16 protein-coding genes are annotated in these 20,913 nt (G+C 55.9%); all 16 read right to left on the bottom strand.

Annotated elements, in window-relative coordinates:
* Nucleotides 1-15: 15 nt before the first annotated feature.
* Entirely contained in the window at nucleotides 16-873 is an 858-nt protein-coding gene (locus tag GJT30_17755; GenBank protein ID MSM41467.1) for a hypothetical protein, read from the bottom strand.
* On the bottom strand, nucleotides 870-1,328 hold the full coding sequence (locus tag GJT30_17750) for an NfeD family protein (protein MSM41466.1): 459 nt from the start codon (nucleotides 1,326-1,328) through the stop codon (nucleotides 870-872). Before GJT30_17750 ends, GJT30_17755 begins: the two co-directional genes overlap by 4 nt.
* Nucleotides 1,329-1,374: 46 nt before the next feature.
* A complete protein-coding gene (locus tag GJT30_17745) occupies nucleotides 1,375-2,130 on the bottom strand; it encodes a DUF72 domain-containing protein (GenBank protein ID MSM41465.1) in 756 nt (251 codons plus the stop codon).
* Nucleotides 2,127-3,740 (bottom strand): hypothetical protein, encoded by a 1,614-nt coding sequence (locus GJT30_17740; protein MSM41464.1) that lies wholly within the window; start codon nucleotides 3,738-3,740, stop codon nucleotides 2,127-2,129. The genes GJT30_17745 and GJT30_17740 overlap by 4 nt, the downstream gene beginning before the upstream one ends.
* A 142-nt stretch (nucleotides 3,741-3,882) precedes the next feature.
* A complete protein-coding gene (locus tag GJT30_17735; GenBank protein MSM41463.1) occupies nucleotides 3,883-4,788 on the bottom strand; it encodes an ATP-dependent DNA ligase in 906 nt (301 codons plus the stop codon).
* Entirely contained in the window at nucleotides 4,785-5,570 is a 786-nt protein-coding gene (locus GJT30_17730) for a Ku protein (GenBank protein MSM41462.1), read from the bottom strand. The genes GJT30_17735 and GJT30_17730 overlap by 4 nt, the downstream gene beginning before the upstream one ends.
* Nucleotides 5,571-5,584: 14 nt before the next feature.
* Complete coding sequence (locus GJT30_17725; GenBank protein MSM41461.1) at nucleotides 5,585-6,355, bottom strand: hypothetical protein; 771 nt, start codon at nucleotides 6,353-6,355, stop codon at nucleotides 5,585-5,587.
* Between the two features lie 234 nt (nucleotides 6,356-6,589).
* Nucleotides 6,590-9,397, bottom strand: a complete 2,808-nt coding sequence (locus GJT30_17720; protein MSM41460.1) for an RCC1 repeat-containing protein — start codon at nucleotides 9,395-9,397, stop codon at nucleotides 6,590-6,592.
* Between the two features lie 121 nt (nucleotides 9,398-9,518).
* Entirely contained in the window at nucleotides 9,519-10,145 is a 627-nt protein-coding gene (locus GJT30_17715) for a hypothetical protein (GenBank protein MSM41459.1), read from the bottom strand.
* Nucleotides 10,146-10,370: 225 nt separating this feature from the next.
* Nucleotides 10,371-10,715, bottom strand: coding sequence for a cupin domain-containing protein (locus GJT30_17710; protein MSM41458.1), 345 nt, complete (start codon nucleotides 10,713-10,715; stop codon nucleotides 10,371-10,373).
* 120 nt (nucleotides 10,716-10,835) lie between these two features.
* A complete protein-coding gene (locus GJT30_17705) occupies nucleotides 10,836-12,227 on the bottom strand; it encodes a hypothetical protein (protein ID MSM41457.1) in 1,392 nt (463 codons plus the stop codon).
* A 236-nt stretch (nucleotides 12,228-12,463) separates the two neighbouring features.
* Complete coding sequence (locus tag GJT30_17700) at nucleotides 12,464-13,177, bottom strand: hypothetical protein (protein MSM41456.1); 714 nt, start codon at nucleotides 13,175-13,177, stop codon at nucleotides 12,464-12,466.
* Nucleotides 13,178-13,432: 255 nt separating this feature from the next.
* Nucleotides 13,433-14,209, bottom strand: coding sequence for a hypothetical protein (locus GJT30_17695; protein ID MSM41455.1), 777 nt, complete (start codon nucleotides 14,207-14,209; stop codon nucleotides 13,433-13,435).
* 1,490 nt (nucleotides 14,210-15,699) lie between these two features.
* Entirely contained in the window at nucleotides 15,700-16,038 is a 339-nt protein-coding gene (locus GJT30_17690; protein MSM41454.1) for a hypothetical protein, read from the bottom strand.
* Nucleotides 16,039-16,119: 81 nt separating this feature from the next.
* Nucleotides 16,120-16,812, bottom strand: a complete 693-nt coding sequence (locus GJT30_17685; protein MSM41453.1) for a hypothetical protein — start codon at nucleotides 16,810-16,812, stop codon at nucleotides 16,120-16,122.
* 510 nt (nucleotides 16,813-17,322) lie between these two features.
* Nucleotides 17,323-20,853: a chromosome segregation protein SMC gene (gene smc, locus GJT30_17680; protein ID MSM41452.1), complete on the bottom strand. Its 3,531-nt coding sequence runs from the start codon at nucleotides 20,851-20,853 to the stop codon at nucleotides 17,323-17,325.
* Between the last annotated feature and the right edge of the window lie 60 nt (nucleotides 20,854-20,913).

The following is a 20,913-nucleotide window of genomic DNA, read 5'->3' as shown; positions in this document are numbered from 1 at the left end:
ATCTGCAGGTTGAATCTATCCCTGTGATCTCCCGGCGATCCCTTTTACCGCGCCGAGGATGTCTGCCGGCAGGACGAAGGTTTTGACATTGGCCGACGTGGCGAGATGCTGGATGGCATTGACATAGCGGTCGCCCAGGAGAAAGAGGGCGGGAAGTTCCTTGTCCCCCACGGCGCCGGCAATGTCCTCGATTGCCCTGGCTGACGCCTCGGCCAGGGTTATCTGCGCCTCCGCCTCCCGTTTTGCCGCCTCCAGCTTCCCTTCAGCCTCGCGGATCATCGCCTCTTTCTTCCCCTCCGCCTCCAGGATCATCGCCCGCTTCAGCCGCTCGGCCGTGGCCTGCTGTTCCATCGCCTTCTGCATGGAGTCGGACGGCTTGATGTCCTGGATCTCCACCGACTTGACCAGGATTCCCCAGTCGGTGACGTCTTCGGAGATGATGTCCTTCAGCCTCGCCTTGATGATGTCGCGTGACGAGAGGGCCCGGTCCAGCTCCATCTCGCCGATGATGGCCCGCAGAGAGGTCATGACCAGGTTCTGGATGGCATATTCGTAGTTGCTGATGCCGTAGACCGCCTTCACCGGGTCGACGATCTTGATGAAGGCAATGGCGTTGGTGACGATGACGGCGTTGTCCTTGGTGATTGCCTCCTGGGCGCCGATGTCCAGGGGGATGTCCTTGGTGGTAAGGCGGTAGGCGACGATGTCGACATAGGGAATGATGAAGTTGAGGCCCGGCTTGAGCGTGGAATGGTACTTGCCGAGCCGCTGTACGACGAATTCGTAACCCTGGGGAACGAGCCGCACCCCCATGAAGATGGTGACAAGCACCAGCGCAAACAGGACTCCCAGTACGATTGTTCCCGGATTCATGACTTTTCCCCTTTGTCGGTTTTTTCCACTTTCAACAGATGCCCCTCCACGTCCACCACCCTGATCCGGTCCCCCACCTCAAGCGGCTCGTCGGACATGCAGGGCCATTCGTCCGCCCCGAGAAGCGGCAGTTGGAACTTGACTCTCCCCTTGTCGTATGTGCCCGCAGCCTTGATGACCAGACCCCTCTCGCCGATGATCGCATCCTTGGACGAGCCGGCGAAGGTTCTGCTGCGCGGCTTGAAGAAACGGAACCAGGCAACGGTCAGCCCTGCCGAGACAATGGTCCAGGTGAGGATCTGGGCCGACAGGGGGAGGCTCGGGACAATCGCAATGATGATGCCGACCAGAACGGCCCCGAGGCCGAACCAGACGATGGTAAAGGAGGGGACCACCAGTTCGAGGCCGATGAGTATGAGTCCCATTACCACCCAGTGCCACCAGAGTATGTTCACGTATTATCCTCCTGACCGCGGGGCTCAATAGCCGCAGCTGAAATTTCTATGCTCCGGATGCCATCCTCCCGCCGGAAGCGGGACGTGCCGCGGCAAGCTCACGAAAACGGAGCGCCATTTCGGGCCCCACAATCGGACCGGCAGCCTCTTCCTCGTGCTTGAAAAAGACGAAGACCTGCTCCCATTGTTGCGCAAGGATCTTTTCCAGCCATTGCGCCAGATCGGCCTCCGTATAGATGGCCCGGCGCAGGCGCAGGTAGCCCCATGACGTCGTAGCGACGATCTCATGAGCCGGATTCTCGTCGGTATCCTCGAAGCACAGGCAGCAGCCCCTTTCACGCAGGAGATCCGCCACTCCCGCTTCGAGCCAGGAGGGGCTGCGGAAGTCGAAGGCGCACGGCACATTGCCGGGAATCAGGGCGAGAAAATCCTCCAGGGCCGGGAGGTTCTTTTTCGCGTGGAAAAACTTTGGAAACTGGAACAGGGCCGGCCCCAGTTTGCTCCCCAGAACCGGGAGGGTCCGGAAGAAGAAGTCGGCCTCCTCCTCAACGTTGCGGAGCTGCTTCATATGCGTCATGACCTGGGGCGCCTTGAGCGCAAAGGCAAAATCGTCGGGAACCTGTTCCACCCAGGGTGTCAGGATCCTCTCGGTGGGCATGTGGTGAAAGGTATAGTTGATCTCCACCGCATTGAGGCGTTCCCCATAAAAGCGGAGCATCCCCTTGGGCGAGATCTTTTCCGGATAGAATATCCCCTTCCATTCCTTGTACGCATACCCGCTCGTCCCGACATGGATCTTCATGGTTCACGCTCCTCGTCGCCGGTGTCGCGCACCACTTCTCCGGCGTCCTTGTCCTCGCGAAGCCGCAGGAAAACCGGCTGCCGCATGACCCCGTCCCCGGTCCACCCCGCCAGGGCGACCTCGCAGACCAGCTCCGGCCTTACCCAGGTGGCAGGGGCATTGGTCTGCGGCTCCACCTTGAAGGGGCACTCCTGTTGGATCATGGGCTCCAGCCTTGCGCGGATTTCCTTCAGATCCTTCACCGTGAAGCCGCCTCCCGCATGACCGATGTGGATCAATTCGTCCCCCCGGTACACCCCCAGGACCAGGGTGCCGAAATACCCTCTCCCCCCGCGCGGTTGCGTGAATCCCGCGATAACCCCCTCCTGGGTCAGCCGGCTCTTCACCTTCAGCCATTGCCGGCTCCTTTTCCCGATCTGGTACACACTTTGGGAATGCTTGGCGATTATCCCCTCCAGCCCCTTATCCTTGACGACCCGGAAAAACAGGCTCCCCTCGTTCCGGACATGATCGCTGAATCGCAGGTTCGGCATCGGCGGCAGGACCCTTTTCAGGAGCTCCTTTCTTTTGAGGAGGGGGAGGCCGGTCAGGTCATGCCCCTGGAAGTGGAGGAGATCGAAGACGTAATAGAGCAGATGGCCGCTGCGGGATTCCCGGTAATCCTGCAGCAGCTGGAAATCGGGATGTCCCCGCTCATCCACGACGACGATCTCCCCGTCCAGAACCGCCTCGAAACTGCATTTCCGCAACGCGTCCACAATGGGGGGAAACTTCCGGTGGAGCGGGATCAGGTTCCGGGAGTAGAGCGAAACGTCTCCGTCCCGGAGTTCGGCAATAGCCCGGTACCCGTCCCATTTCACCTCGAAGAGCCAGTCCGGATGGTCGAACGGTTCCCTGACCAGGGTCGTGAGCATCGGCCTTATGGCGTGCGGCATCGGAGTCTCCGGCGCAGCCAGCAGCTCTTCGCTTTCCTCCGCTTCCCGAAGGCGAATCCGGCTTATGTTCTTCTGCCCGGCTGAGTTCCCCGGCCCGGCTGCGAAGACCTCCTCCAGGGTCCGGTCGGTCGCGACGGAACGGTTCTCCCGGAGGATATCCTCCCCGGTCGCATAGCGGTCCTTTTTCTTCAACAGGAGCCACGACTTTCCGTCCTTCCCCGTCTTCACCAGCGCGAACTCGCCCCGGAGCTTCTCCCCTGCAAGGACGAGCTTCATGTCCCCCTTTTTCAACCCCTCCAGGAGGAGTTTCTCGCTTTCCTCCCCATCCCGTGCGGCAGGGTGGCGATAAATGCCCCTGTCCCAGATGATGACGCTCCCCGCGCCGTAATTCCCCTCCGGGATGACCCCCTCGAAATCCTTGTAGGCAAGCGGATGGTCCTCGACCATGACGGCGAGCCTCTTGACGGAAGGCTCCAGCGAAGGCCCCCTGGGGATGGCCCAGCTCTTCAGCACCCCTTCCAGCTCCAGCCTGAGATCATAATGAAGGGCCCGGGCCGCATGCTTGTGAACGACGAAGATGAGCTGCCCCCCCTCATGCTGAAGTGCCGGCTCCGGTTCGGGCGTCTCCCCGAACCTCCGTTTGGCTGCGTATTCCTTCAAGTCTTTGTCAGTCAAGAACAGAAGGCTCCATTCCTCGCGTCCGGGTTTATGCCAGGTTTGGCTGGGTCGATTGAGCACAACCGCAGGCGCAGCAGCGCTACGTCGAGGATTGTGCGATTGAGACCGGTCAAAGATGGCGTGAAGACGGGTGCGAGTGTCACAGATGGGGCAGCTTCTGTTGTTTCTCGATCACCTCGCAAAACAGGTCCCCCCGTGTCTCTGCCCTGTGAACAGCCTCCGCATGGTCGATCTGGAACCTTTTCGGGTCGCGAAGCCGTTCCAGTTCCTCCAGTTCTCCCCACGCCAGGGGAAACGAAACGAGCGGCTTCTCCCTGGCCCGCAGGGAATAGACGCAGACCATGGTCTTTGAGGCGTCGTTCTGGGACCAGTTGATGAAGACCTTCCCCTGCCGGGCGTCCTTCGCCATCTTCGAGGTCACCAGCTCCGGATAATTTTTCTGCATGATCACGGCCACGGCCCTGGAAAATGTCTTGGTCTCCTCAAAGGTCGTCTCGGCGCGGTTCAGGGGGACATAGACATGGAGCCCCTTCAGGCCCGAGGTCTTTACCCAGCCCACAAGCCCCAGCCGGGCGAGGATCTCCCGGAGTATCAGCGCCACCCTGGCACAATCCAGGACGTCCGCCCCCGCGCCGGGGTCCAGGTCGAAGACCATGGCATCGGCCGTTTCCGGGGAAGCGGCCCTGCCAAGGGGGACATGGAGTTCGAGGGACGCCAGGTTCGCCACCCAGATCAGCGTTGCCGGGTCGTTGACCAGGCAGACCGTCATCCGCTCCCCGCCTTCCCCGCGGATCTCGGCCGTTTCCGCCCACTCCGGATGGTGGGAAGGACAGCGCTTCTCGAAAAAATAATCCTTCTCCACCCCGTCGGGATACCGCTTCAGGGTCAATGCCCGGCCTTTCAGGTGGGGGAGGATGAACGCGGCGATCCGGCCATAGTATTCCAGGACGTGGGCCTTGGTGAAACCACAGGAGGGATAGAGCTCCTTTTCAAGGTTCGACAGGGAGAGCCTTCTCCCGGCGATGTCGACGAATTCCCGGCTCACCGGTCCTGCTTCACTTTGCGCATGATCTCCTCCAGCGCGGCGACCAGATCGATCGGGCCTTCCCCCTCTTCTTCCCGGACTTCCGGGGCCTCCACCGGTGTCATTTCCTTCAGCTTCCTCTGCAGGAGCTCCATGACCTTTGCCCGGCGCTCGTCCGCATATTTTTCCGGGTCGAACTCCGCCATCATCTCCCTGATGCTCTTCTTCATCCGGCTCTTCGCTGCTGCTTCGATCTTTCCCCCCTGCGGCGCCACATCATCATCGGGGAGTATTTCCCCGCTGTAATGAAGCGTCGTCAGGGCCAGCGCACCCTCCGTGCTTTTGACCGCCACCAGGTACTCGCGCTCTGCCAGCACGAATTTGGCGAGCCCGGCCCTGTTGGTCCGGCGCATCACCTCGGCCAGCAGCCGGTAGGATTTTTCGCCCCCCTTCAAAGGGACGAGATAATAGGGGTGATCAAAGTAGATCGGGTCCACTTCCGCCATGTCGATGAACTCGACGATCTCGATGGTGCGGCTCCGTTCGGGCGACACCGATTCCAGCTCCTCGTCCGTTATCGGCAGGTATCTGTCGGGTCCGATCTCATATCCCCGCACGATCTCCTCCGGCGGGACCATGGTTTCCTGTTCCGGACAGAACATCCTTCTCGCCAGGGGGGAGAAATCCGTGCTGTGGAGCAGACGGAAAGAGATACGGCCGGGCGCTACGGCCCTGACCAGCTGCACCGGGATCGCTACCAGGCTGAAACTGATCGTCCCGCTCCATATCCCCTGAACAGCCATGGCATGCCTCCCTTTCAGGCCACTTTCTTCAGGCTCGCTTCAAGCGCCTCAAGCAGCTTGTCCGATGTCGTCGGTTTCAGGAGTTTCGGGCGCAGGAGCACGATTTTTTCTCCGCGGGCCTTTTTTTCGATCAGTTGCTGCAGTTTTTTCTCGTGTTCGTTTTCGAATTTCTCCGGCTGGAAAGGGGCTGTCAGCTGATTGATCAGATCGATCCCGATTTTCAGTTCCTTCTCGGCCAAGGGGATGTCCGGCAGTTGCAGGGCCTCAACCTTGATCACCTCGTCGGCATGGCGCAGGGTATTCAGGCGCAGAATCCTTCCGCTCGCCTGCAAGGCCCCGAGATAGGATCTTTTTCTCATGGCCCAGGTGCAGATCCCTGCCGCGTCCTCCTCCTGCAGGGCCGCAACCAGCGCGTCATAGCCTTCCGGGGACGCATCCGGCTCCAGGTAGTAGGTGCGCTCCAGGAAAACCGGGTCGATCCGTCCGGTCCTGACGAATTCATGGACATCGATCAGCCGGCTCCCTTCGGGAACGGTCTGTTCCAGCTCCGCCGGATCGATGAGGATATATTTCCCCTCCTCCACTTCGAACCCCCTGGTCTGTGCTTCCGTTGGCACCGGGATTTTTTCATACGCACAGATCATCTGCTGACGCAGTTTCACACGATCGCGCATGTGCAGGAGGTGAAACTGAATCCGCTCTTCCTTGACCGCGGCATGCAGCTTCACCGGCACATCCGTATCCCCGAAATGGATATGTCCTTTCCAGATCGTTGTTCCCGCCATCGGAAATCCTCCGCAGTGGCACTACTGTGATGGACCATGCCCCTAAGGAAAGTATCGCACAAAATGTCCTGCTGTCACTTTTTCCGCTGATCTGCTGTCACGTCAGGGGGGAAGTGTACACAGAAGAATAAGGCCAATTCCGGCAGGTGCCGGTCAGCGGCCATGACTGCAGGGCGTGGCGGTTCGATCTGGCGACCGGCGGGGTGGAGGGAGGTGGCTAACGGGAGGAACAGGCTAATGAATGGTTATTGAGCCATCGATGTTTACTGTGCCTGCAGAAATGACTATCGATCCGTGGATAACGGTGATGCCGTCAATCGTAGTGAAACCGGCATCGTAGCCGCCACGGAAGGTAAAGGCGAGAGGGCGGTTGAAGACAACATCTTCGAATAGTTCGACCCCGCGCGAAAGCATTGCACCGCCATCCGATACATTGGCAAATGCCTCAGCGAGAGTGCCGTACTGCACCCCGCTCACACTCGCGGCTGAAGGTGCGAATGCCGCGAATACGCCCCGCAGGCCATACATGGTGACACTGCAAACACCTCTGCCGCTGCAGTCTCCTCCCCAGGAAGCGAGATGGTAACCGATTTCGGGAGAGGCCGTGACAGTGACCAGCGTACCGTAACCATAGCCCTGGCTGCAGTTGGACGTGCAGGCCATGTCGGGTCCGGGGCTAGTGTGGACGGTACCGGGGCCGGCAACAGCAATAGAGAGCCCATAGGTAATGGGCCGGAATGTGGCAGTCACAGTGCAGTCGGCAATGATCGGGACTGTGGTGTAGATAGCCCCGTTGATGGAACCACCACAGCCGTCGATCGTTTCCAGTTCATACCCGGTGAAGGGAGTGACGGTGAAACTCGTGGATTCTCCCTTGGGAACGCTTTGAACGATAGCCGGCGAGAGTTCCCCTCCACTGGACACGGCAGTCGATACTCTGTAGACGTACAAGTTGATCAGTGCGGGGTGCGCGGTTAAGTCCTTTACGTCACCTAGTTGCCATAATGTATTCTCTCCCCACCCCCAGACGGTTCCATCATTCTTGATCGCCATGTTATGGAAATATCCGGCGGAGATCCTGATAATCCCCGAAAGCCCGCTTACCTGAACGGGTATCAGCCGGTTCACAGTTGTGTTGTCTCCGAGTTCGCCATTTCCGTTATAACCCCACGCCCAGAGCGTTCCATCATTCTTCACAGCCACCGTGTGGTTCTGCCCGGCGGCGATGGCAACAATCCTCGAAAGACCGAGTACCTGAATCGGTGTCAGGCTGCCTGTGGTACTGTTGTTCCCGAGCTGACCACGCGCGTTATCTCCCCAGGCCCAGACCGTCCCATCCTCTTGCAAGGCAACCGTATGTGAATAACCCGCGTCAATCGCTGTTATACCGGATAGGCCTGGCACCTGGACCGGTGCCAGCCGCCTCGTGGTGCTGTTGTCTCCGAGCTGGCCGCTACTGTTGTTTCCCCATGTCCAGGCCGTTCCATCGTTCTTCACAGCCGCGGTGTGAAAGATACCAGCGGCAATGGCAGTGATTCCGGAAAGCGTGGTCACCGGTACCGGAGTCAGACGGTTTGTCGTAGTGTTGTCTCCGAGGTTGCCCCAGCCGTTATACCCCCATGCCCAGACGGTCCCGTCGTTCTTCAAGGCAACGGTGTGAGCCCCACCCGTGGCGATGGCGGTAGCCCCGGAAAGCCCATACGCCTGCACCGGTGACATCCTGCTGGTAGTGCTGTTGTCCCCGAGTTGGCCGCTTTTGTTAGAACCCCAGCCCCAAACCGTCCCGTCCCCTTTTAGGACCACTCTGAACTCGGAACTCGCAGATGTTGAGGTAATGCTCTCCAGCCCGTTAACCTGGACAGGAACCAGGCTGTCGGCTCCCCACGTCCAAACCGTTCCATCCCCCTTTACGGCAACCGTCTCAATATTTCCCGCTGAAATGTCCGCAATGCCTGGAAGTCCACTCACCGGAATCGGCACAACCCGGATGGTGGAGGTATTGTCCCCGAGTTCGCCGTTATAATTGTCTCCCCAGGCCCAGACCGATCCGTCGTTCTTCACAGCGGCGCTATGGAGCAAACCGGTCGTGATGGCAGTAACCCCCGAAAGGCCGCTCACGTAGACCGGCGTCAGCCTGTTCACTATGCTGCCGTCACCGACCTGGCCGCGATTGTTATATCCCCATGCCCGGACCGTACCGTCCTCCCCCAGGGCAATCGTATGATGCTGACCGGCGGCCATGGCGGTAATCCCCGCAAGTCCGGCAACCTGGACCGGCACAAGTCGATCCGTCGTACTACCGTCTCCGAGCTGGCCATAGGCGTTGTGCCCCCACGCCCAAACAGTCCCATTGTTCTTCAGAGCGAGGGAATGATACTGACCCGCGGCAACGGCAATGACCCCTGTGAGTCCGGTTACCTGGAATGGGATCTGCCTGTCTGTCGTACTGTCATCGCCGACCTGGCCATATGCGTTATACCCCCACGTCCAGACCGTCCCGTCATCTTTAAGGGCAACATTATGAGAATTCCCGGCCACTATGGCCGTTACCCCGGATAGCTCTGTTGCATGAACCGGAATCAGGCTGTCCGTCGTACTGCCATCCCCAAGCTGACCGCTGCCATTATAGCCCCACGCCCAGACTGTCCCGTCGTTTTTCAGGACCACCGTGTGGAAGCATCCCGTGGCAATGGCCGATACTCCATCAATCCCGGCCTGGACAGGCGTCAGGCTGGTTGTAGTGCTATTGTTCCCGAGCTTGCCATACGCGTTTTCGCCCCACGCCCAGACCGTCCCGTCGTCTCTGAGGGCCGCAGAGTGGAACCAACCTGCCGCAATGGCCGTAATGCCGGAAATTCCGTTCACCGGAACCGGCGTCAGTCGCTGAATGAGACTCCCGTCGCCTAACTGTCCAGAGCTGTTATTGCCCCACGCCCAGACCGTCCCGTCGCTTTTCAGAGCCAGTGTATAGTTGTATCCACCGGTAAGCTTTGGGGTGACGGAAGCATCCACACAATTGAGAAAAAGGAACAAACTTGCCATCGCAAGCAGAACAACGAATTTCACAATCAATGACGGTATGATTTTCATAGGTCTGATTTCTCCGATATTCCGGGAACAAGAAAGGCTAACAGGACGCAGTTGATGCAATGGATTCATCAGATCAATCAACTACGCCCCCCTGCTCCTGCTTGTTTATCGTTTGAGGCGGCAGCAGCTGTAACTCACTCGCCAGTTTTGTCGTGATTGTGTCGATCTCGGCGGGGAAGCGGGTGTAAAAGAGGTCGTAGAGGATATTGAAGCCCTTGCCCTGCTGCTCCCTGAAGGCATCCCAGCCGGCGGCATCGGGAGTGGTCGCCGTCGAGCCGGAGATTTTCGCATCCGATGCGATGAGAATGTCCTCGAAAAAGGTGACGAGATCGTCGTGCAGCGCCTGGGGCAGCAGCCGTTTCGCCTTCGTTATTTCAGCCCGTATTTTTGCCAGGTAGTCCCACGATTTTGCGTCATAGGTGTCGCTCGCGGCGACATAGCGCTCTCTGTTATTCTCCAGGAAGTAATATGCCACCGACAGGGCGAGGAACTGGTATTCACAGAGCAGCGACGAAAAGGTCTCCAGGAAGGCCGCCTGCGCCTCGATCACCTTGCCCTGGCGCGCCAGATCAGCCTCGAAGACCTTCTGTTCCCGGAACTTCCTGTCGTCCCGGATCTTCAGGACGATCGGAATGACGATCCCGGTTAAAACCGCGCTGAGGACCAACAAAAGGGCATTCTCAAGAAATGCTTGCGACATCGGTATCCCTCCGGCCGGACGATACGAAATTCTGGGAAGTCCCTGGAGCAGTATACCAAAATCCGAACCTACGGAATGAGTCGACCGCCAATTCTTGATGCTGATGCGGACTGGCTACAGGCCAAGGAGGGTAATTACCCATGAGACTTTAAAGAACTCTCTCAAGGGTCTCAACATCTGACATGGTTCTGTGCTCTGTGTTTCTAGAAACCTGACCTCTGCCTTCTATACCTGCCTGACTATATCGACCGAGATCTCCACCGCCGGAATCGTCCCTCTGTTCTCAAGCCAGTGTGTGGTATTCCTATCCTCGGGCCAGCCCACTCCCGGTCCATAGTCCGTAGCAACTCCATCTCGATGGTCAGTGATCGTTCCTTGCAGTATATAGACGGTGCCTGGTCTGTCTTTATGGTCATGGATCGGGCCGAAGACACCTCCAGGTTCGATGGTCACCATACGCATTCGAAGTTGGCGCCCTGCCATGCCCTCGATCTCAGGGCCAAGATCAACCGTTGCAAGTAACTTCACCGTAACACCTTTCGTCTCAGGTGCCACCAGTTCGTTGCTCATCGTGCTCTCCTATCTGTACTTCCAGGGCGCGGGGTCTTTCAAGTTGATTAGAACCAAGACGTCAAGCTGTCATTTTGGAAGCCAGACCCTGACCTTTGAGCAAGAAAACCGGATTTCTATTTATTTTATCAGTTTTGCCCAAACACCAGGATCGGTTCCAGAATTCTGTGTCCAGATTACTAAAACATTTCCCAAGGCATCCCGAGCAGCCTTATAACCAGTAACGGTTCCAGAATTCTTATCCAAGCGGATTGAGTTCTCCCATCCTGATAAAGGGGAATACTTTTTTGACCAGAGTTCTACACTATTATTTCCGTATTGTTTCCAGGTCAAATACAAGTTGCCACTTTTCCCGACTGTGATAAGTGGGCTTGAGAAATAGTACGGTTGAGAGTCGAGAACCTTAGTAAATGTCCATCCAGTGCCTGATTTGTAAGCAGCAACATGAATATTGGATAGACTGTAACTGTAATTATACCAACTATCCAGCACACTCACATATGCTGTATCAGAGCCATCTAACACAAATGGAGACACCGTAATAGACGAGGACGCTGAGATATTGCCAATTGATAGTGGTGCTCCCCATCCATTCACCATATTGAATTGGTTTACGGTTATGCGATAGTCATTACCCGCGTAATCAACCTCAGACCATAAAGCTAAAGCATCTCCTTGTTCGTTGATTGATACCATTGGATAGTAATGGCCAGGTGTTGTGGTTGGGTTATAATACCCACTTCCATCCAATTCAGAAATGGCATTTCCCACAGTTTGAGATGATGACCAACCGATACCAGGTGTAAAGATACGAACGTATGTATTGTAGTTGTGATAACCTGGTTGGTTTAGATCTGGTTCTGCCTGATTCCATATTGCTATTTCCTTACCTGCGCTATTGCCAGATAAACTATGCATTGGTGTAGAAGCTGTTGATTCGAGTATTTGTGGAACCTCCCATCCAGTAGATGTGTATCTGGATGTCATGATCGTATTCATATAGGAATGATTAACAAAATCAGTTCTATGCCAAAGAGCGGTTGCATTCCCATCGTCATCCATTGCAATCGTCGGATTCAAACCAAAACCGGTTGCATCAAGAACCGATGCGGTGCTCCAACCATTAGAAGGATCGTAATTTGCTGCAAGTATCTCATTTGTATTGTTTATGGTACGTGTCCAGATCAAAGCAGCAGACCCTGACGCATTTACCGCAATTTCTGCTCCGCCTTCATTGCCGGTCCCTGAGCCCACTGATTGAGCAGCACCCCAACCCGTATTCGGATTGTAGTAATTAACCCATAGGGATTGGGAAGATGTCCCCTCCGACCAGACGGCAATGGCTTTTCCATCAGCCATCATCGCAATTGATGGTGAATATGCATTTGGAGAATTCTGTACAAGAAGGGAAGAAGACGAACTGTTTATAGTTGAATCACTTGAGTTACCACCACATGCGCTGATAATACTTAAAAACACAATTACAATGATCAATCTGATTAAGTTATTCATTCGCACTCCATTGGTTCACATAACTCGTAAATCACCAGTTAAGGGGTTGATTGCTACTCCATTAAGGAATAAGTCGACCCACTCTATGTGGGTAAGTGTGGGACGTTGTTTCTGTCTTGCTAGCTTTATTATGACAGGCAGTCAGCTTGATTTTTAACCAAGCAATATCAGATAATTACATGGTGAAAACCAACCAACAAACAACGTACCGTTCAGCCATCCTGCTACAAGCTCCATCATTTACATAACTTCAAGTTGGTTCGTGTGGCCTTGATCATCGGCAGATCAACGGTCAGGTCCATGGGCCTTATGCCGTATTCTTCCTCCAGCTCTTGATCGCTTAACGCTGCCAACTCTGCCAGAGGCTGTAGCAACTTGCGGCATGACTCCCGATCATTCAGCTTATAATATGTGAGTGCCAGATCGTTTCTAATCCAACCTTCCTCACGGCTATCAAGCATTTTCGCACAATCATTAAGAACTGTGCTCAACACCATTTGCGCTTGAGGAAATTTCTTTTGGTCATAGAGACGTTTGAATTCACTGCGCCGCTTCTTTAGTTCCTTCGTAGTGCAACCAGGGACCGGCTTCAAGTAAAGTCCATCAAAACCACTGGCACGCGAACCGCAGAAATAATGGCATATATCTTGATCATTGACGGCAACGTCTATGTCTGCACCTTTTGGAGTAAACTGCACAATACACTTGCCTTCTTCCCCTGCATCTAATACCGCTTGCTGGCCGGTAATTTCGCCATCCGCACTGCACGTGTGCCCATTAACGTGGACCGATTCAATTGAAAACGTAAGTAACCCTTTCGGTCCGCGTTTAATAGATAAATGACCCGAGGCTCCTTCAGCAATGTACTCACCTGCTTTAATTGGAGCCTGCTGTGCGATGGCAGAAGTTGAAATCAGGGCCATAAGTACAGAAAGTATCATTATAAGCATTGGCAAAAATCCTCCTTTGACCTTCCAACGGCCGAGCCATGACCCGCCCCACCCAGGCTCATCAGTCGGTCGGCGTGCCTGGCTGTGGAGTCGTGCCTGCAAAGCTGTAAATTCAATCCGGCCCCCATCATTGATTCCTCATCGTCTCCATGCTAAACAGACCCTACATACACAATCTAGCGATATCAAGATGTTTGATTGCATGGGTGACCCCAATGCCTCGCAAATGCCCTCGCTGACCCCAGCATCCTCTACCTATGGGTGCAGCCCATTTTGAATGTTACCAATGATGTCTTCTGAAAGAGCACCTGCAAACCTGTTGGAGATCTTGTTCATTTCCGAAATGAACCCGCTACTCGTGGAAAAGACAGACCCCATGGACTGTTTCGTCAGTTCCTGACGTCCTTCATGTACCGACAACGGTTCGGTCAAGTTCTGGTGGCGATAGACCTTGGAAACGGCAACGGCCTTAAGGTTTATATGGTTCAGTGGCTGTTCCCAGACCTGGAATTCGCTGACTTTTACCCGCACAAGGTATTGTGGGATGCCTGATGCAAGCGTTTGCTCCTCGCATTGAGCGTCGAAACAAATTGATGAATTGGGAAAGGCTTTAGATAGCCCGGACCTGAAGGTCCCCTCGAAAATGCGCCCAAACGGGATGACAATCCTCGTTTCTATCAGCGATGGGTCAGAAGCGGCACCGACGGCACCTCCTATCACACCGCCGACTGCGACTACAGGGATATACTTGCTGTAATTCTGAGTGAATCCGATCTGATTTGATTCCTCAACGTCCCAAAAAGCTCCTGAAACATTGTCCCACACCGTTTCCGGTAACGGTTTACCGGGCAATGTATTTTCGAATCGAACCAGAACTGCTTGGGTCGTTGGAGCGAGTGATATTTCGGGTGGGTCAATCTGCAACGGCTTTCGTTTTACCGGGCTTAAGGTGACACCGCATCCAGTTATTGAAGCGGCGAGGGCGAGCACACACAGCAGGGTGACAAGGTTGCTACACGAAATGGATTTCATAAATGCCAGTTCTCCAGAGTTGAGTTTTTATGGTGGTCATAGGGTCGTTCCTGCAGAGCTGCAAATTCATCCGTACCCCATCATAAATTTCTTAATCATTCGTCTCCATGTTAAACAGGTCCCAATGCAAATTCTAACAATATCAAGTAATTATGTGACAATTTTGCATGATTGCAGGCCTGCCCCCGGCCCCCTGATGCCTTGACAACGAAGGGAGGCGGGAACCCTGTCGTATCCACGGCATAGCTGCCATCCACATCGATAGGCACCGGGCCGTGCACCACCCCGAGGCTGTCGGTCAACGTAACCTGACCGGATATCGGGGCCCCTGCCGCAGCTATCCCCGAGACAGAACCTCCGCCTGAACTCGACGAACCACTCCCGCTGCAACCCGAGATTACCAGGATCAAGAAACAGAGGCCGATAAACGAATTTTTCATGAGTCACCTCGCAACTGTCCAGAGAAGCCGACAGGACTAGGACTGCAGTGCTACAGGCCCATTGATTCTACATTTGTCTCTATGCCCCAATGCGTACATATTGTGATATCGATATGTTACGCGACAATTTTACATGTTTGCATGCCCCAACGCCTGTACATGTCGAGGGCAGACCCCTCATACTCATGCGACCGCCTGCCGCCACCTTGTTAGGGATTTAAGAGTATTCAATATCATTTCCCATACATCTGCTCGACTTCGCGCCTCCACGAACGCAACTCGGTGATACAAGCATCTCTTGCTGGAACAAGATTAGGTGTAGTGACACCTCGTAACTTTCGAAGTCTCTTTTCCAAACTACCAATGGCCTGCTTGAACGTATGGTAGCGAGGTTCGGTTTGGTCAGGCAGGAATTGACACATACCCAGTCGGAATGTGGGCCATAAAATTCGAAGTGTATCAGTGGGATTGTTTTCTAACGCGTCCCCTGCTGCGACCGTAAGTTCCTCGGCAGATGAGCCATCCGTTCCGGGGCTGAGTAGTCGAGCTACTTCAAGCCAAGCGGAGTCCCCGCTCTTGATTGAGGCCATTAGAGAACTCCACTCCGCAGGATTACGATACGTTTCTTGAACAACCAAATTCGCACCTCTGGCCTTGATACGTGCCACTATGGAATCCGCGGATTGCTTCGCAAAAGAGTGTGATGGGGCTAGAAGCGTCAAGATCACGAGTGTCGGAAGAATTTTTATATACATTGATCTGACTCCCCGAACGGGACTTAAACCCTTTAGATATCCAACTGTTACTGCGTACAGTCAGGACTTGACAACTTGACCATTCATCCATTAATCAAACTTTCAAGTCCTGACCCCGACGCCCCTGCATTTTCTCCGCTTCCAAGGAGATCGCAGCCCCTGGATTTGCCAGCACCTAAACCGTGGGCACCAACTCTATGCCATGAACCAGAAACCAAAAGGCGCATTGATTCATTAATTGGCTTTTTGTCAGAACCTTACGCTGACTTGCTTGAAATAATTTTTGGTGAAAAATTTACACTACAACATGCCATTCTTCTATCGGCGCTGATGCGCCATATGGATTGTTGTGAATTGGCTCCATTGAAGTTTTTTTGTTCTGAATGAAATGGGTTACTTTTTCGTCAAACTCGTCTTTAGCACGTTGTGGCAACAGCTCATAATCTTCGATTTGTTCTTGGCTTATGGTTATTCTGAATGTTTTTGATCTTTTGCTTTTTCTTTGTGGATCGTCATTGGTTTTCCATGTCATATCCATGCAGAGATAATCTAAGTTTGGTTTTGGTTCTACTTTATCGGCTTCGGGGAATAGGCTCATGATTAAATTAGAAAGATGTCTGACTGATGATTTCATGGTTTGTTCTCCTTTTCTTGTATAACGGCTAAAGGCTGACCCACGGAGCGTTAGCGGAGATGGGTCTAGCCGGGGGTTGAACTATTTTCTGGTACGTCCTACGTCACGTATGATTGCCGAAATAGATTTTGCTGAGGTAAATTGGCATTGGCAGGGTTTGACATAGGTTTTTGATGCTTTGACTGAAGCTGGTTTAATAGTGATTATTATTGCTAAGGCAATCAAGGCACTGATCACAGCTACTAACGCGATGGTTACTACAGTTTTCGTCGTTCTAAAAGTTGGCTCACCTCTTTTTACTCTTTCCCATTCTATCTTTAATTCCTTCTGTATTGCCTCCGTAAGCCGATTTAAAGTTTTACTTGTTTCATCTCTTGTTGGCAGTGGTAATGTCTCCAACTGCTTATCGAGAATCTGCATAATCTCGCGAATATCTTGATGTTCATGAGGATTTAGACGAAGCAATATGCTCCTCGCTAAACTGTGAGCTTGACAGACGCTTTCCTGAATTGATTCTATGCATTTTTCTATTTCCTTTGTTGCCTCTAAGCCTGATTTATTTTTTGTTTTTTCATGCAGCCAACGACCGTGAAGAATAATTACTTCTATATGACCTACAAAGTCCGATACTTCGCGGCGCAGGTTATCAATCCACTGTTGCCGGAATTCAGAAGTTTTGTTTTCTTTAGAAATAATCAGTCCAACAAGGGTTAGTAGGCCAGTAATGATTGCTGCGGCGATTGCAGTGAAAATTGTAGATGGGGTTATATCCATTTTTTGTCCTGTTCAACTCGTAAATCACCGGTTAGAGGCTGTTATCTATATGTAGATGCTTGTATATACATGTAGATGCTTGCATCTATATGTATACGACTGCCTGTCATCTATATATAGATGCTTTTGCCATTATTCCCAGTTATCACGTTTCATCTACATGTAGATGCTTTCCCAGGGGCGGGCGACGGAGCTAACGAGACGTCGTTGATTTGTTGATTGCGAATCAGTCTATCAACCAGTAAACAACTCCCCCCATAACCCATTGATTCAATGACGATTACTACACCAGCTTCTCTCAACAGGCAAGGTGATTTTTACTCTGAATTGCAGTATCAAATGTCACAACGACACGCCACTCAAACGTATTGTGTCATTCCGTGCAGTTATGACTGTATTTTGCCAAGAAGAGAGCCAAAATCTATGCTCATTACTGAACATGATAGTATTTCATTAAACGTATAACTTCACAGGAACGGGAAACGAAGGGGAGAGCTGAAAGAGAAGAGGCTACTGCAGCCTGACCGAAACAACCTTGGAGACGCCGGGGTCTTCCATGGTGACGCCGTAGAGGGTGTCGGCGACCGCCATGGTGGTTTTGGAGTGGGTGATGAGGATGAACTGGGAGAAGGCGGTCATCTCCCGGATCATGTCGTTGAATCGGCCGATGTTGGCGTCGTCCAGCGGGGCGTCGACCTCGTCGAGCAGACAGAAGGGGGAGGGCTTGACCAGGAAGATGGAGAAGATGAGCGCCACCGCGGTGAGCGCCTTTTCGCCGCCGGAGAGGAGCGAGACGTTCTGCAGCTTCTTGCCCGGCGGCTGGACGATGATCTCGATGCCGGTCTCCAGCAGGTCTTCCTCGTTGGTCAGCCGCAGCTCGGCGCGGCCGCCGCAGAAGAGCCGGGGAAAGACCTCCTGGAACTGCTCGTTGACCAGATGGAAGGTCTCCAGGAAGCGCTTGCGGGTGGTGCGGTTGATCCGCTGGATCGCCTTCTGCAGCTCCTGCAGCGAGTCCTCCAGGTCGGCTTTCTGGGAGGAGAGGAAGGTGTAGCGCTCTTCCAGCTCCTTGTATTCGTCGATGGCCATTAGGTTGACCTCGCCCAGCTCGGCAACGAGCTTCTGCAGCTCTTCCTGGCGCTGCCGCATGGCCGGCTCGTCCAGGTCCGCAACGGGCTCGTCGTCGGGCAGGGCGGCGATATCCAGCAGGTAGCGCTCCTGCATGGAGCCCTCCAGGTGACGGAGCTGCAGGTTCAGCTCAGTCTGCCGCAGGCTCTGCTGCCCCACATGGTCGCGCTCCGCAGCGAGCTGCTCGCGCAGGACCTTGAGGGTCGCCTCCTGCTCCTGCAGGAGCGAGGTCTGCTCCTCGAAGCGGGCCCGCACCGCGGCATGGGCCGCCTCTGCCGCCACATGCTGCTGCAAAAGCGCCGCCAGCGCCTTGTCGCCTCTTGCCACCTCCTGCTGCAGCCGCTCCCGCTCCTCCTGCCCCTTGACCAGCTCCTGCCGCAGGGAGACGACCTTGCGGGCCAGGTCGTCGATGAGCCCGCTCACCCGCTTGATGCCGCGCTGGTTGGCCTCGCGCTTTTCCTCCAGGGTGGCGACCCGCACCTTCAGGCCGGTGAGCTTTTCGTGATGGGCGTCGATCTCTGCCCGTCTCGCCTTGAGATCTGCCTGCAGCCCTGCCGCGTCCTGCTCCCGCGCCGCCTTTTCCCCTTCCAGGGCGGCCAGGGCCTCGGCTGCGGCTGCCCGCTCCTGCTCCAGGGAGCTCTTTTCCTCGACGAGCTGGTCGTCCTCCATCCCCTTGACGCTGCGGCGGTCTTCCAGGCGCTGCACCTCTTCGCGCCCGCGCTGCAGGTCCTTTTCCAGGTGGACGAGCTGCATCTCGGACTGGTGCAGCTCCTGGCGCACCCTTTTCAGCTCATCTTCGGCAGCGGCAAGCTCCCCGCGCAGCCGGGTTCGCTCATCACTGCGGGCTGCCACCGTCTCTTCCAGCACGGCCACCTTGGCGGTCAGCTCACGGATCTCCCGCTTGGTATGGATCAGACCCTGGCCGGTCCCTTCGGCCGAGCCGCCGGTGACCACCCCGCCACCCGTGGCCACTTCCCCCTCGCGGGTGACGAAGGTGAGCCGGGGATGGCGGCGGGAAGCGGCAAGCGCCGCTTCCAGGCCGTCGGCGAGATAGACATCCGCCAGCAGCGGCTCCACGAGCTGCCGCCGGTCAGGGGTGATCCGCACCAGGTCGAGCAGGCGCGGCATCTCCGGCAAGGCCGCGACTGCGGCTGCATCCCCCCACCCCGGCAGCAGGAAGCTGCAGCGACCGCCGGCGGTCTCCTTGAGGTGCGCCACGGCGGCAAGGGCATCTTCGTCCCGCAGACAGAGCACGTACTGCTGCCGCTCCCCCAGGACCCCTTCCACGGCTGCCTCGTACTCTTCGCCGGTTTCGAGCAGATCGGCCACCAACCCGGCAAAGCGACCTTTGAACGACGCGGCGCCAAACAGGGTGCGGACCCCCTGGCCGTAGCCGGCAAACTGGGCATCCAGCTCCTTGAGCGAGACCAGTCGCGAACCCTTGGCGCTCAGCTCGTCCCGGCCGGTCTGCAGTGCCTGTTCCGCCGTTGCCAGGCGATTCCTGAGATCGGTGCCACGGGCCACGAGAACGCCGACCGCTTCGGCCAGCCCGGCCTTGACTTCGGTCGCCTTTTGAAAAGCAGCTGCCAGCTCCTCGACCCGCACCCCGGCAGCGGAAAGTCTGCCGGCCAGCTCCGCCCCTTCGCGCTCGCTCCGCTCGAACCGCTCCGCCAGCCGCGCCAGCCGACGGCCCGCCTCGCTCTGCTGGTTGTTGAGCTGGGCCACCCGGTTGAGCAGCGAGATGGTCTGCTGGCGCTCCTCTTCCTGCCGGCGCAAGAGCGCCGCCTCTTCGCCGCGCAACGCTTCGAGCACGCTGTTCTGCGACTGCAACCCCTCCTGTTCCTGCGCAGCCTCGACGAGCAGCTCCCCTTTTCGCCCCTCAAGGTGGCGCAGTTCGGCCTCGGCCTCACCCTGCTGGCGGACCAGGTCGGTCAGCTCCTCGTCGAAACGGCTCCCCTGCCGCTCCAGGTTGGCCAACTCCTTGCGCTGGAACTCCAGGCGGTTCTCGCAGCTCTGGTACTCCCCCTTGGCGCGGAAGATCTCTTCCTGCGCCGCGGCAAGCGACTTTTCCTCCTCCAGAAGGGCGATCCGCCGCTCTTCCAGGGTGTTATCCGCGCTTGCGGCCTCTGCCGCCAGGCTGGTGACGCGAACACCCCGCTCGGCCAGGTCGAGCTCCAGTTGCCGGCTCTCATCCGCAAGCTGGCGGTACCGGCGGGTGGCAAAGGCGATCTCGATCCCCTTCAGTTCCTCGCGCAGAGTTCGGAAACGCTCGGCCTTCTTTGCCTGGCGCTGCAGGGAGTTGAGCTGGCGCCGGATCTCGGCCACCACGTCGCCAATCCGAAGGAGGTTCTGCCGGGTGTTGTCGATCTTCTTCAGCGCCACCTGTTTGCGGGCCTTGAACTTGGTCACCCCGGCCGCCTCTTCGATGAGGAAGCGGCGCTCTTCGGGCTTGGCCATCAGGATCATGCCGATCCGCCCCTGCTCGATGATCGAATAGGCCCGTGCACCCACGCCGGTGTCCATGAACAGCTCGTTGATGTCCAGCAGGCGGCAGGGGGTCTTGTTGAGGGAATACTCGCTGTCGCCGTCGCGGTAGAGCCGCCGCGTCACCTGGATCTCGCTGTAGTTGAGATACTTCGCCGGCACCCGGCCGTCGTCGGTGGAGAAGACCAGGGAGACCTCGGCCATCCCCAGGGGCTTGCGGGTTTCGCTGCCGGCAAAGATGATGTCCTCCATCTGCCTGCCACGCAGGTTCTTGGCGGACTGCTCCCCCATGACCCAGCGGATGGCGTCCACCACGTTGGACTTGCCGCAGCCGTTGGGACCGACCACAGCCGTCACCCCCGGCGGAAACTCCAGCACGGTCCGGTCGACAAAGGACTTGAATCCTATTATTTCGATGCGCTTGATCTTCATAAACCGGGTGATGATAGCAGAGAGGATTCGTCAATGCAAAGGGGAAACAGGGCATCCGCC

The sequence above is a fragment of the Geobacter sp. genome (assembly GCA_009684525.1).
Taxonomy (GTDB): domain Bacteria; phylum Desulfobacterota; class Desulfuromonadia; order Geobacterales; family DSM-12255; genus Geoanaerobacter.
Note: the sequence above shows the minus strand (reverse complement) of the source record. Positions and strands in the feature narration are given on the sequence as shown.

Coding starts and splice junctions, on each gene's coding strand:
- GJT30_17755 (MSM41467.1), bottom strand. CDS start 873: ATGAATCCGGGAACAATCGTACTGGGAGTCCTGTTTGCGCTGGTGCTT.
- GJT30_17745 (MSM41465.1), bottom strand. CDS start 2,130: ATGAAGATCCATGTCGGGACGAGCGGGTATGCGTACAAGGAATGGAAG.
- GJT30_17730 (MSM41462.1), bottom strand. CDS start 5,570: ATGGCTGTTCAGGGGATATGGAGCGGGACGATCAGTTTCAGCCTGGTA.
- GJT30_17725 (MSM41461.1), bottom strand. CDS start 6,355: ATGGCGGGAACAACGATCTGGAAAGGACATATCCATTTCGGGGATACG.
- GJT30_17720 (MSM41460.1), bottom strand. CDS start 9,397: ATGGCAAGTTTGTTCCTTTTTCTCAATTGTGTGGATGCTTCCGTCACC.
- GJT30_17715 (MSM41459.1), bottom strand. CDS start 10,145: ATGTCGCAAGCATTTCTTGAGAATGCCCTTTTGTTGGTCCTCAGCGCG.
- GJT30_17710 (MSM41458.1), bottom strand. CDS start 10,715: ATGAGCAACGAACTGGTGGCACCTGAGACGAAAGGTGTTACGGTGAAG.
- GJT30_17705 (MSM41457.1), bottom strand. CDS start 12,227: ATGAATAACTTAATCAGATTGATCATTGTAATTGTGTTTTTAAGTATT.
- GJT30_17700 (MSM41456.1), bottom strand. CDS start 13,177: ATGCTTATAATGATACTTTCTGTACTTATGGCCCTGATTTCAACTTCT.
- GJT30_17695 (MSM41455.1), bottom strand. CDS start 14,209: ATGAAATCCATTTCGTGTAGCAACCTTGTCACCCTGCTGTGTGTGCTC.
- GJT30_17690 (MSM41454.1), bottom strand. CDS start 16,038: ATGAAATCATCAGTCAGACATCTTTCTAATTTAATCATGAGCCTATTC.
- GJT30_17685 (MSM41453.1), bottom strand. CDS start 16,812: ATGGATATAACCCCATCTACAATTTTCACTGCAATCGCCGCAGCAATC.
- smc (MSM41452.1), bottom strand. CDS start 20,853: ATGAAGATCAAGCGCATCGAAATAATAGGATTCAAGTCCTTTGTCGAC.